At 68.1% G+C, this 12234-nt stretch carries 8 protein-coding genes and 1 pseudogene; 6 read left to right on the forward strand and 3 right to left on the reverse strand.

The window, feature by feature from the left end:
* Nucleotides 1-21: 21 nt before the first annotated feature.
* Nucleotides 22-459 carry a MarR family winged helix-turn-helix transcriptional regulator gene (locus tag V1457_RS18460; RefSeq protein WP_200069609.1) on the forward strand — a complete coding sequence of 146 codons (438 nt, stop codon included), beginning with the start codon at nt 22-24 and terminating at the stop codon, nt 457-459.
* Nucleotides 460-629: 170 nt separating this feature from the next.
* Nucleotides 630-1466, forward strand: a complete 837-nt coding sequence (locus tag V1457_RS18465; RefSeq protein ID WP_200069608.1) for an SAM-dependent methyltransferase — start codon at nt 630-632, stop codon at nt 1464-1466.
* Between the two features lie 60 nt (nt 1467-1526).
* Here the strand turns inward: V1457_RS18465 and V1457_RS18470 are convergent, their stop codons facing one another.
* Nucleotides 1527-3347, reverse strand: a complete 1821-nt coding sequence (locus V1457_RS18470; RefSeq protein WP_295140058.1) for a sialidase — start codon at nt 3345-3347, stop codon at nt 1527-1529.
* Between the two features lie 311 nt (nt 3348-3658).
* Between V1457_RS18470 and V1457_RS18475 the strand changes: the two genes are divergently transcribed.
* Nucleotides 3659-4471 (forward strand): IclR family transcriptional regulator C-terminal domain-containing protein, encoded by an 813-nt coding sequence (locus V1457_RS18475; protein ID WP_200069606.1) that lies wholly within the window; start codon nt 3659-3661, stop codon nt 4469-4471.
* A gap of 189 nt (nt 4472-4660) precedes the next feature.
* On the opposite strand, the pseudogene V1457_RS18480 reads toward V1457_RS18475, so the two are convergent.
* Nucleotides 4661-5473 (reverse strand): annotated as a pseudogene (locus V1457_RS18480) (class I SAM-dependent methyltransferase); the annotation flags it as partial.
* 580 nt (nt 5474-6053) lie between these two features.
* Here V1457_RS18480 and V1457_RS18485 point away from each other — a divergent pair.
* The 3 genes from V1457_RS18485 (at nt 6054) to V1457_RS18495 (ending at nt 9480) form a co-directional block, all read left to right on the forward strand.
* On the forward strand, nt 6054-7574 hold the full coding sequence (locus V1457_RS18485) for an acetyl-CoA hydrolase/transferase family protein (protein WP_338595774.1): 1521 nt from the start codon (nt 6054-6056) through the stop codon (nt 7572-7574).
* A 158-nt stretch (nt 7575-7732) separates the two neighbouring features.
* Nucleotides 7733-8314: a DUF4365 domain-containing protein gene (locus V1457_RS18490; RefSeq protein ID WP_338595776.1), complete on the forward strand. Its 582-nt coding sequence runs from the start codon at nt 7733-7735 to the stop codon at nt 8312-8314.
* Nucleotides 8311-9480 (forward strand): hypothetical protein, encoded by a 1170-nt coding sequence (locus V1457_RS18495; RefSeq protein ID WP_338595777.1) that lies wholly within the window; start codon nt 8311-8313, stop codon nt 9478-9480. The genes V1457_RS18490 and V1457_RS18495 overlap by 4 nt, the downstream gene beginning before the upstream one ends.
* A 76-nt stretch (nt 9481-9556) precedes the next feature.
* On the opposite strand, the gene V1457_RS18500 is transcribed toward V1457_RS18495, so the two are convergent.
* The gene (locus V1457_RS18500) at nt 9557-12148 is read right to left on the reverse strand and encodes a bifunctional FO biosynthesis protein CofGH (protein ID WP_338595778.1); all 2592 of its coding nucleotides are present in this window, start codon (nt 12146-12148) and stop codon (nt 9557-9559) included.
* Between the last annotated feature and the right edge of the window lie 86 nt (nt 12149-12234).

Here is a 12234-nt window from a genome sequence, read left to right on the forward strand (position 1 = left end):
TTGCACGGAAGAGGTGTCAGGGTGTCGTCGGAGGAACTGCTTCCAGCGCTGGAAGACGAGATGCGCGCGCTGATCCGCCGTGCGCGGCACACCACGCGGGAACTGGCCAGGCAGGTGCACCCGAAGCTGGATCCGACCTCGTACCCGCTGCTGATGCTGCTCAGCAAGGAAGGCGCGCTGCGGATGTCGTCGCTGGCCGCGGCGCTGCAACTGGACAAGTCGACGGTGAGCAGGCAGGTCGACGCGGTGGTGCGGCTCGGGCTCGCCGAGCGGGTGCCGGACCCGAGCGACGCGCGGGCGCGGCTGGTCGTGCTCACCGGCGAAGGGCACCGGAAGGTCGACGCGCAGGTGGCCGACCAGCGGGACCGCTGGCGCTCGGCGCTCGGCGGCTGGGACCCGGACGATGTCGCGGAGCTGACCCGCCTGCTGCGCCGCCTCGGCGACAGCGGAGTTGTCTGAGTTCGGCCCGGTTGCGCAGGTGCCCGGGTAGCGCAACCTCACGCCGTCTCACCGCGGGATCGCGCCTGACGCAGCGTCCTGCGCGGCCCGCCCGGTTTCTCGCCCGAGGTGTGGGCCGATCGATGCGCCGCGTTCTTGTCGCCGCGGGCGAAGATCATTACTTTGGGTGAATGGTCGATGATCAGGACAGCTGGCGCGCAATAGGCGTCGACGTGCAGACGCCGAGCGCGGCCCGCGTCTACGACGCGTACCTCGGCGGTGCGCACAACTTCGCCGCGGACCGCGAGTTCGTGGCCAGGGCCAAGGAGATACTGCCGCACATCGCCGACGTGGCCCGCTGGAACCGCACCTTCCTGCGCCGCGCCGTGCACACGATGCTTGACGCGGGGATCGACCAGTTCCTCGACCTCGGTGCGGGATTGCCGACGGCCGGCGCCACCCACGAGCTGGCGCAACACCGCGATCCGCACGCCCGGGTCGTCTACGTGGACAACGAGCCGGTCGCCGTGGCGCAGACCGAGCAGCTGCTGCGGGACGTACCCGGCACCACGGTCGTGCGCGGTGACTTCCTGGAGCCCGAAGAGGTGCTCGCCGCCGCGGGCACCCGCGAACAGCTCGACTTCACCCGGCCCATCGGGGTGCTTGCGGTGGCGCTGCTGCACTTCATGCCGGGCAGCCGGCATCCGGAAGCGGCCTTGGAGCGGTACAAGGCCGCGTTGCCCTCCGGCAGCAGGCTCGCCATCAGCCACGCCACTGTGGACGGTGTGCCGGAGCCGGTCCGCACCCAGACGCTCGAGTTCATCAAGTCCTACGAGAACACCCAGAATCCCGGTTTCGTGGCCCGCGAAGAGCTGGAGTTCCGCCGCTTCTTCACCGGCTGGGAGCTGCTGGACCCCGGTGTCACCTACACCTCGGAATGGCGATCGGACCTCGTCGGGGTCGACCCGTCGGACGAGAGCGCCCCGGAGAACGCGGTGTGCTTCGCCGCAGTGGCGCAGAAACCCTAGCGGTACGCGAAGATGCGGGTGGCGGATCGTCTCCGCCACCCGCACTCGGTTCTCCGGCTATCAGCCCGGGAATTCGGTCTGGTAGCTGATCTGGTGATCGGCGTTGGCCGGTTCACCGATGTCGTTGATGATGCGGTTGATCGTTCCCACCCCGCCCAGCGAGACGGTCACCATGTCGTGGAACTTCACGCCGGGGTTGTCGGGCACTTCGAACGAGCGGGCCGCGGTGATCGACGGGTTCACGTTGAAGTAGCAGTAGCTGCCGAGCCCCCAGCCTTCGTGGTCGGTGACCTGATCACCGACCTTGTAGGCCGCCCAGCCGCCGTTCTCGCCCCATGCCGCCTGATCCGGCGGGTCGTAGGGCATCTCGTTCTGGAAGAAGTAGGTGCGGCCGCCGTTTCCGTTCCACACCACGTTGTTCTTCTGGTAGTGCTCCACGAACAGCCCGTGCGCGGTGACGTTGTCGCCGTTGACGATCACACCGGTGTCGGCGGTGTTGACGTCCCAGCCGACCCCGTCGCCGTGGTCGGCGCGCCAGACCCAGCTGTGGTCCAGCAGGACGTCGTTGCTGTTGATCTGCAGCGAAGTGCTCGCCTTGCCCGCCCGCGGGCCGCCGACGCGGAAGAACACGTCCGACAGCGAGGTCGGGTTCTGCGCGTGGCTCGCGTTCGCCCCTTCCTGGCCGACGTCCATCAGCGAAGGCGAGTTCTGCTCACCGGCGTCGATGAGCAGCCCGGCGAGCTTCACACCGTCCACATCGGCCACCGACACCGCGGTCTTGCCGGTGTCCGGGACGAGCGTGGTCATGCCGATGCCGAGCACCACCGTGTTCGGGTTCGTCACGTTGATCGTGTCGTCCAGGTGGTAGACGCCCGGGGTGAACAGCAGGTGCTTGCCCTCGGCCAGCGCGGCGTTGATGGTGGCCGCGTTGTCCGTCGGCTTGGCCACGAAGAAGTCCGCCAGCGAGAGGTTCTCACCCTCCGGCGCGCCGTTCGCCCAGCTCGGTCCCGACGAGTTCTCCCGGATGCCGGGGACGAACACGTTGTAGTTGCCCGTGTCGTCGATGTTCAGGAACGGCTTTTCCCGCATCTTCGGGGTTTCCGGGATGTTCGTGTTCGACGGGTCGGGGAAGTGCTGCGCCGGGGCGCCCGCCGTGCCGGTGAACATCATGTTCCACACCGACCCGGTCCAGCCACCGGCCAGCTCGCTGTTGCGGGTGAGGAACTGCTGCTGCGAGCCGGATTCGACGAGTCCGTCGATTTTGGAGTCGGCGATGAATCCGCCGCTGGCCCAGCCGTCGCCGCCGTCCCACAGCTGCATCTGGCCCTTCTGGTGCATCCGGCGGTAGGGCGCGGCCTGCGAAACGGCCCACCGCTCGATCTCACCGGACGGCGGCGTCACCGCGAGGTTCTCCGCCGAGCGCCAGAAGTTCTGCGTCGCGTTGCCCTTGTAGTTCGGGTCGTCGCCCTGCTGCAACCAGTCGGCCTCGACCCGCACGTGCCCGTTGAGCTGCACGTCGTCCGGGGACATGCCGAGCCCGGCGACCTGGGTGTTGAAGCCGAGGTTCACGTCGGCGTCGTACTCGCCGGGCTGGAACAGGATCGCGTCGCGCTCGTCGCCGAACTGGTTGGTGTGCTGCCGCTTGGCGATTTCGTCCAATTTGGACTGCATCTCGCCCTGCGGGGTGTCCGGCTTGACGACGTAGGTGTTCGGTCCGAGGTCCGGATTCTGCGGGTCGGTGTCGCGCACCGCCTGAGCCGGTGCCGGGGGAGCGGGTGCCGGCTCGGCACCCGCCGTGGTGGTGCTGACGAGCCCGGCGACGAGGGCGGAGCCGGCTACCAGCGCCAGCGCGGCCCGTCCCGGGCGTGATGATGTCTTCATGCGTTTCGCCTGTCCGCTGCTGCGGCGCGTCGAGCGCCGGTGATCGGTGTCCTTGCGGTGCGAGGCCTCCGGAAAGGATTAAGGAGAGCGCTCCGAAGGAATTTAAGAGATCATTTCGGGGTGTCAAGGCCGCGGACGCGCATCTGGGAATGTGAACGCAGGATGTGCGCGCGTCACCGGATTCCCGGCGATTTTTTCCCACTCATCCCAGAATCGGCGGCGCGGATCTCCTTGCCTGTGCAATCGGTTGTTAAGCTGGACCGGAACCAGGTGCGCACCCGCAGGCGCGCCCGTCCCACGACACAGGTGCGATGAGCGAAGAACCCGGCTCCCACGAAAATCCCGGCCGGCACGACGAACCCGGCCCGCACTTCGTGCGCTCGGTCGAGCGCGCGTTCCGCGTGCTGCGGACCTTCACCGAGCGGCAGCCGGAGTTGACGCTGACCGAGGTGGCGCAGGCCAGCGGACTCGACCGCGCCGGCGCGCGGCGGCTGCTGCTCACGCTGATCGACCTGGGATACGTGCAGCACGACGGCAGGCACTACGCGCTGGCGCCGCGGATCCTGGAGTTCGGCCACGCCTACCTGTCGACGCGTTCGCTGCCGCAGATCGCCGAGCCGCACCTGCGGCGGCTGACCGCGGAGCTCAAGGCGATGACCGCGGTCGGCGTGCTCGACGGCGACGACGTCCGCTACGTGGCGCAGGTGCCGAGCCCCAAGCTGCTGTCGGTGGCGATTCCGGTCGGCAGCCGGTTCCCGGTGCACGCGACCTCGATGGGCAAGGTGCTGCTGGCGGACCTGGCGCCGGAGCGGCTGGAGGCGCGGCTCAGCGCGATGTCGCTGCGCCCGGTCACGCCGCGCACGGTCACCTCCCGGCACGGGATGCACGCCGACCTGGCCAAGGTGCGCAAGGAAGGTTTCGTGATCTCGGACGGCGAGCTGGAGGAAGGGCTGCGCGGCGTGGCGGTGCCGCTGCGCGATCCGGCGGGCCGGGCGATCGCGGCGGTGAACGTCTCGCTCGACGAGCACGGCGCGTCCGCGGACGTGGTGCGTCGCGAGGTCGTGCCCCCGTTGCTGACCACCGCCGCCCGCATCGAGGCGGATCTGCGAGTGAAGAGTCCTTGAGAATGATTTGCGCGGCGGTGCCGGTTGCTTGCACGGCCACTGCTCAGCGGCTCCGCCGCTGACGAGCAAAAGATCAAAAAGTTGTACTTGAACGACCGCGAGTCCGCCGGCCGGTCCGCGCGGGACCGGCCGGCGGTGGCGGGGTGTGCCGGTTCAGCTCGTGGAGCGCGGCGCGTCCGCGTCCAGTTCGGCCAGTTCCTCAGCGGTGCGGTAGGTCTTCTCCGCGACGTGGATGTAGTAGTCCGGCGTCTCGTCCGCGGCGGTCTGCTGGAAATCGCCGTAGGTGTCGATGCGCTGGAAACCGACGTCGCGCAGCAGCCCGCGCACGTAGTTCTTCCGCAGCGGGTACATGTTCAGGAAGTACTCGGTGTCGTCCGGGAACGTGTACTTGTAGCGGGCCAGCCCCTCGTCGACGTGGTCCGGTTTCGCCGAGACCTGATCGCCGCAGTAGTAGTAGGTCTGGTTGGCCCCGGACGTGCCGTCCAGCACCGCGTCGTAGTTGCGCTGGTCGATGATCAGCACGCCGTCGTGGGAGAGCATCGCGTAGAACTCCGCCAGCGCCTTGCGCCGGTCGTGCTCGGAGAACAGGTGCGTGAACGAGTTGCCCAGGCAGATGATCGCGTCGTACTCGCCGTGCACGTCCCGGTTGAGCCACCGCCAGTCGGCATTGACCACGCGCAGCACGTGCCCGCCGTGCCTGCGGCCGTTGCGGAACGCCTGGGCCAGCATCTGCGGGCTGCCGTCCGCGCTGACCGTCTCGAAGCCCGCTTCCAGCAGCCGCACCGAGTGGAACCCGGTGCCGGTCGCCACGTCGAGCACGGATTCCACGCCGCGCGCCTTGAGCTGGTCGACGAAGAAGCGGCCTTCGCTCTCGGCGCGCTTGTCCCAGTCGATCAGCTCGTCCCACTTGTCCACGATGCCGCCGACGTATTCCTGCGCGTAGTGGTCGGATTCGCGGACTTGCAGCGGGTTGTCGCCGAATACCTGCTCGTCCAGCGAAATGGAATCGACCTGCTCGTCGGGCCGGTGCGCCGCGGCGCTCGCGTTTGCCGTCATGCTCCTTTTCCTCACCTTGTCGCCGATCGCGATCGCGGTGGATTCGTGGCTCCGTCGTGCCCGATCGCGGAATCCGGCGGTTCTCGTTCTCGGAGCCGTTTTCGACACTAGGTGATCCGTTTCCCGGGGCAAGGGCGTCGTGGGCGGCCCGCGCCGTCGGCGCGCCAGGGGCCGGCGCAGCCGCGGTCGTCTGACCAGTGTTTTCGCCAGCTCCGGACGGCTCGGACTGCGGTCGTCCGGCGGATCGGGGAGCCGTTCGCGCTCCGATCGCAGGTGTCGGAGGGCGAATGCGCCGCGCGGTCACCGGCGCGTCGCGCCGATCCGGGAGCAGGTTTTCCGGAGCGTTCCCCGACGAGTTCTCCGCGCAGCTCAGCGGGCTGCGATCGCCGTTTTCCGAAAACTGCGCGGGCCCCGCGTTCGACCGCGTTGTGCCCCGCGTCACTGTTTACGGGATCACAGCCGCTCCTACTCTTCCGTTCGCGCACCGGAGGGTGCCGACGGCAATGCTGCTGAACGGAGAGAATTCATGACCGGACGCATCCGCAACCCGAGGATCGCGCGCAAGCTCACCAGTGCCGTCGAGGCGGCGAACCTGGTCAAACCCGGCGCGAACGTCGGCATGAGCGGTTTCACCGGATCCGGCCACCCGAAGCGGGTCCCGGCCGCGCTGGCGCAGCGCATCGCCGAGGCCAATCGGACGGGCGAGCCGATGCGCATCGGGCTGTGGACCGGCGCCTCCACCGCGCCCGAAGTGGACGGCGTGCTCGCCGAAGCCGACGGGATCGACCTGCGGCTGCCGTACCAATCCGACCCGGTCACCCGGGACCGGATCAACTCGGCCGCGCTGCGCTACACCGACATGCACCTCTCGCACGTGGCGCCGCGGGTGTGGCAGGGCTTCTTCGGGCGGCTCGACGTGGCGATCGTCGAAGCCACCGCGATCACCGAGGACGGGCACCTGGTCCCGTCGTCCTCGGTGGGCAACAACAAGACCTGGATCGAGCAGGCCGACCAGGTCATCGTCGAACTCAACGAGCGGCACGGCGATGGCATGGAAGGGATGCACGACATCTACTACGGCACCGCCCTGCCGCCGCAGCGCAAGCCGATTCCGCTGACCCGGCCGTCGGACCGGATCGGTGCGGCGCACCTGGAATGCCCCGAGGACAAGATCGTCGCGGTGGTGCGCACCGAGGAACCGGACCGCGGCACCGCGTTCCGCCCGCCGGACGCGACCTCCCGCGGCATCGCCGGGCACGTGCTGGACTTCCTGGGCGAGGAGGTCCGCTCCGGTCGGCTGCCGCGCGAACTGCTGCCGCTGCAGTCCGGCGTCGGCAACGTCGCCAACGCCGTGCTGGACGGGTTGCGCACCGGCCCGTTCCGCGACCTGACCGCCTACACCGAGGTCATCCAGGACGGGATGCTGGACCTGCTGGACGCGGGCGTGCTGCGCGCCGCATCGGCGACCGCGCTGTCGCTGAGCCCCGCTGCCGACGACCGGTTCCACGACGGCATCGCCGACTACCGGGACAAGATCGTGCTGCGGCCGCAGGAGATCAGCAACCATCCGGAGGTGGTGCGGCGGCTGGGCTGCCTGGCGATGAACGGGATCGTGGAGGCCGACATCTACGGCAACGTCAATTCCACGCACCTGATGGGCAGCTCGGTGCAGAACGGCATCGGCGGGTCCGGCGACTTCGCCCGCAACGCCTACCTGTCGATCTTCGTGACGCCGTCCAGCGCGAAGGGCGGGGCGATCTCGACGATCGTGCCGATGGTCTCGCACGTCGACCACACCGAGCACGACGTGGACGTGATCGCGACCGAGCAGGGGATCGCGGACTTGCGCGGGCTCGCGCCCGCCGAGCGGGCGCGGCTGGTCATCGACAACTGCGCGCACCCGGACTTCCGCCCGGCGCTGCACGACTACTTCGCACGGGCACAGCGCGACTCGTTCGGCCTGCACACGCCGCACCTGCTCGACGAATCCCTGTCCTGGCACCACCGCTTCGTCCGAACCGGAACGATGCACAGCACCCCGGAGTGATGGGGACCTGGAGCAAAGGAGTCGTTCATCCTGCAAGATCGGTCGGAGGGGCTGCCTTCCGGAGCTCAATCGTGAACACGCAGGGTGTTCAGCCTGCTACACAAAGTGTTGTATGATCAGCTGAGCACTGCACAACGAGCGCCGGACCTGGGGGACAAATGCCGGACGGCAGCACGTCTGACGCCGACGACGCGTTGGCCGTGGAAGTGCTCTCGCACGTTGTGGAGCCGGACGGCCTTCCGATGAGCGCGGCCAAAGAGGGGTTCAGCCTCGGCTTCGTACGTATGGTGGCCGCAGCCTCCCGTTGTTCAGTGAAGAGTCACGACGCTGATTACGATGGCGTGGATATCACCATCGTCTCGTCGGCTGAGTACCAGATTCACTACGGGCCGCAGTTCGAGTTGCAGGTCAAGTGCACCTCGCAGATCCACCGGCTCAACGACGAGTACATGTCGTGGCGGCTGGACGACCGAGCATTCACCAAGCTGACCCACCCGAAGCGGTACCTGGACGCATACCTGGGCGTGCTCGTCGTCCCGCCGTCGCCGGACGGATGGCTTGATCAGAACGAGTCGAGACTGCTCACCCAGAGCAGAATGTACTGGCAGCGGGCGGACAAGCTTGGCACGATCGACAGCGATGCGACGGGCAAAACCGTGCGGTTGCCTAGGAGCAACCTTTTCAGCGTGCGCCAGTTGCTGGACATCATGCGGGACATCGGCGGTAGGGGTGACTGGTGAGCGCGTCGGCGATCGATAGCTACGGAGACGTTGCTGAGGTGCTGTCCCCCTCCGTCGTCGCCCAGTACTTGGCAGCGCATGATTGGCGGCTGGAACTTCGCGATCCGGTGAAGGAGATTTGGCGGCTGCCCAGCGAAGGCGATCTTGCACCGCAACGGGAACCACGAATCATGCTGCCGTTGGCGACCGACTTCGTTGATTTTCAACGGCGCTTCAAGGAAGTGTTGTACTCCCTCGGGCAGGTTTATGACTGGGGCCCCAGCGAACTTTGCGAGCGCATCAGCGGCGCCCGGGCCGATATGTTCTACGTCCGGCTCGATCAGGACGTGCTGGATGGGACCATCTCGTTCCGGCAGGCCGAGAAGTCGGTGGAGTCCCTCTACAAGCTTCTCAAGGCTGCCGCAACGACTGCTTATGATCCTTACCATTCTCATCGGGGCGGCAAGCGCTCGGCGCCCGTTTCCAACTTTCTCGAGGACGATGTTCGTCTGGGGCACACCAAGCGCGGCAGCTTCGTTTTCACGGTCGCAGCACGTCTGGGCGACTTGCCTGATCGGGATAAGGGTGCCGCCGGGAAGAGTTTCGCCAGGAAGGCGATGGAAACGCTCGCTCGCGGGTTGGAGACCACACGCGACGTCAGTCGAGCATGGGACCCCTCAGTCCTTCGAGCTCCTGGAGAACGGGGTGTGAGCGCGAGTCTCGTCGAGTCTCTCGAGGAGTTGACGCAGTCGGAGTCGTTGCGCTCGCTCGATCTTTCCTTCTGCTGGTCACCGTTTGAACCAAAGCCCGCTGTAGGCCTCGAGGCCATCGTCCTCGACCGCCAACTGATCGGCAGGTTGCCCGGAATTCGAGAAAGGCTGATTCGTCAGGAGCAGCCGCCTCATCGCGAAACCCTCGTCGGCTACGTTCGGTCCTTGAGCCGCGATGAGTTTGGTTATCCCGAGAGCAACACGGCGACCATCCAGCTTTCCGTCGAACTGAACGGTAGAGTCCGGACGGTCCACGTCACCCTCGATCCCGACGGGCATCGATGGGCGATCATGGCGTATCAGGAAAAGCTGCCATTCACCGTTACCGGCGATCTGGTGTTCGAACGCAGGGCCTGGCGGCTCGTCGGCGACGTAGAAGTCGATGCGGAGTACCTGGAATTTAGGCGTGAGCATTAGGGGCCGGCGCTGCTGGGAACGCTGGAGCGGCCCGCCGGATCGGGGAACCCGGCGGGCCGCTGGTCTTGCGTGCGGCTCAGCCGACCACCGGCAGTGAGCGGCGTACGGCCGGGGTGACGCCGTCGCTGGCGCGGGCCGCTTCGACGCGGTCGGCGTCCGGGGTGCCGTAGAGGCTGGTGCGCTGCCGCAGCGGCCTGCCGGTCGGGGCGACCATGGTCTCCAGGTCGCTGATGGTCTTGTAGGAGCCGTTGTCGGCCCCGGCCATCCGGCTGATCGTCTCCTCCATCAGCGTGCCGCCGAGGTCGTTCACACCGCCTGCGAGCACGTCCCGGCAGCCGTCGACGCCGAGCTTCACCCACGAGCACTGGATGTTGTCGATCAGGCCGTGCAGCAGGATCCGCGCCATCGCGTGCACCGCCCGGTTCTCCCGCGGCGTGGTGCCCGCGCGCGCCAGCCCGGCCAGGTAGATCGGCGAGTTCTGGTGGATGAACGGCAGCAGCACGAACTCGGTGAAGCCGGGTTTCCCGTTGTTCTCCAGGGATTTCCGCTGCAGGTCGGCGATCAGCTTGATGTGCCCCACCCAGTGCTCGGGGGTGTCCACGTGCCCGTACATCATCGTCGACGTGGTCGGGATGCCGAGCTCGTGCGCGGTGCTGATCACCTCGATCCAGCTCGACGCGGGCAGTTTGCCCTTGGTCAGCACCCACCGGACGTCGTCGTCCAGGATCTCCGCCGCGGTTCCGGGGATCGAGTCCACACCGGACTCCCGGGCGCGATCGAGCCAGTCCCGGATGGACAGATCGGTGCGGGAGGCGCCGTTGACGACCTCCATCGGGCTGTAGGAGTGCAGGTGCATGCCCGGCTGCCTGCGCTTGACCTCGCCTGCGATGTCGAAGTACGCGGTACCGGGCATGTCCGGGTGGATGCCGCCCTGCATGCACACCTCGGTCGCGCCCGCTTCCCACGCCTGGTCGACGCGCTCGCCGACCTGCGACAGCGACAGCGTGTAGGCGTCGGCGTCGGTGCGCCGCTGCGCGAAAGCGCAGAACCGGCAGCCGGTGTAGCAGACGTTGGTGAAGTTGATGTTGCGGGTGACCACGAAGGTCACGTCGTCCCCGACGGTGTCCCTGCGCAGCCCGTCGGCCAGCGAGGTCAGCGCGTCCAGCTCCGCGCCGTCCGCGTGCAGCAGCGCGAGAGCGTCCTCATCGGACAGTCCGGCCGGGTCCTTTTCCGCGCGCTGCAACGCTTCCCGCAGGTCGGAGTCGATCCGCGACGGTGTCGTCGGCACCCGCTCGGCCAGTTCGGACCAGTCGCCGTAGACCGAGTCGAAGTCGCTGCGCCGATCCCCGGTGCGCCCGACGGTGTCCACTTCGACGTGCAGGTCGGTGCGGCCGGTGCCCGCCAGCTGCTCCCAGCCGCCGTCCGGTTCCTGCCACGGAATCCCTTCCGGCATGGCGCCTTCGCGCGCCAGCCCGGTCTCCGGTTCGGCGAGCGCGTCGACGTGCGAGCGCACTCGCGGGTCCAGCCATGGTTCGCCCGCGCGCACGTACTCCGGGTAGATCGCGAGCCGTTCGCGCAGCCGGAAACCGGAATCCGCGGTCAGCCGGTCCAGCTCGTCGATCTGCGGCCAGTCGCGTTCCGGGTTGACGTGGTCCGGGGTCAGCGGCGAAACCCCGCCCCAGTCGTCGATGCCCGCGCGGATCATCCGCGCGTACTCGTCGCCGATCAGGTTCGGCGGGGCCTGGATGCGCATCTTCGGGCCGAGCACCAGCCGGGTCGCGGCGATCGTCGCGGCGAGTTCCTGCAGGTCCGCGTCCGGCGTCGCCTGCATCTTGGTGTTCGGCTTGGCGCGGAAGTTCTGCACGATGACTTCCTGGATGCCGCCGTAGGCGCGGGCGGCCTTGCGGATCGCGAAGATCGCGTCGGCGCGTTCGCCGTGGTCCTCGCCGATGCCGATCAGGATGCCGGTGGTGAACGGCACCGCGCTGCGCCCGGCGTCGTCGAGCACCCGCAGCCGCACCTCCGGGTCCTTGTCCGGGGAGCCGTAGTGCGGCCCGCCCTTCTCGGTGTACAACCGGCTGGCGGTGGTCTCCAGCATCATGCCCATCGACGGCGAGACCGGCTTGAGCCGCTGCAGGTCCTGCCAGCCCATCACCCCGGGGTTGAGGTGCGGCAGCAGCCCGGTCTCCTCCAGCACCCGGATCGACATGGCCCGCACGTAGGAGAGCGTGTCGTCGTAGCCGTGCGCGTCGAGCCAGTCGCGCGCCGCGCTCCAGCGGTCCTCCGGCCGGTCGCCGAGGGTGAACAGGGCTTCCTTGCAGCCCATCGCCGCGCCTTCGCGGGCGATCTCGAGGACTTCGTCCGGCGACAGGTACGGCGATTCGACCTTGCCGGGCACGGTCACGAACGTGCAGTAGCCGCAGCGGTCCCGGCACAGCCTGGTCAGCGGGATGAACACCTTGCGGCTGTAGGTGATCACGCCTTCCCGGCCTACCGCGCGCAACCCGGCGTCGCGGGTCCTGGCGGCGTGTTCGGTGAGCTTGTCCAGATCGGCGTCGCGGGCTTGCAGCAGCACGGCCACTTCGTCCCGGTCCAGCGTCTTGCCGTCGCGGGCGCGGGCCAGCGCGCGGCGCATCGCCGAGGAGGTGGGGGCGTCATCGGAAGACATACCGGCACGCTAGGCCGACTCGCTCGCAGGCCGCCAGCGCGTGCGCGGCGAGTCCGGTGACCATCCGGTCATGCAGCGTGTTGATC

The sequence above is a fragment of the Saccharopolyspora sp. SCSIO 74807 genome, assembly GCF_037023755.1.
Taxonomy (GTDB): domain Bacteria; phylum Actinomycetota; class Actinomycetes; order Mycobacteriales; family Pseudonocardiaceae; genus Saccharopolyspora_C; species Saccharopolyspora_C galaxeae.

Coding starts and splice junctions, on each gene's coding strand:
- V1457_RS18465 (WP_200069608.1), top strand. CDS start 630: ATGGTCGATGATCAGGACAGCTGGCGCGCAATAGGCGTCGACGTGCAG.
- V1457_RS18470 (WP_295140058.1), bottom strand. CDS start 3,347: ATGAAGACATCATCACGCCCGGGACGGGCCGCGCTGGCGCTGGTAGCC.
- V1457_RS18475 (WP_200069606.1), top strand. CDS start 3,659: ATGAGCGAAGAACCCGGCTCCCACGAAAATCCCGGCCGGCACGACGAA.
- V1457_RS18485 (WP_338595774.1), top strand. CDS start 6,054: ATGACCGGACGCATCCGCAACCCGAGGATCGCGCGCAAGCTCACCAGT.
- V1457_RS18490 (WP_338595776.1), top strand. CDS start 7,733: ATGCCGGACGGCAGCACGTCTGACGCCGACGACGCGTTGGCCGTGGAA.
- V1457_RS18500 (WP_338595778.1), bottom strand. CDS start 12,148: ATGTCTTCCGATGACGCCCCCACCTCCTCGGCGATGCGCCGCGCGCTG.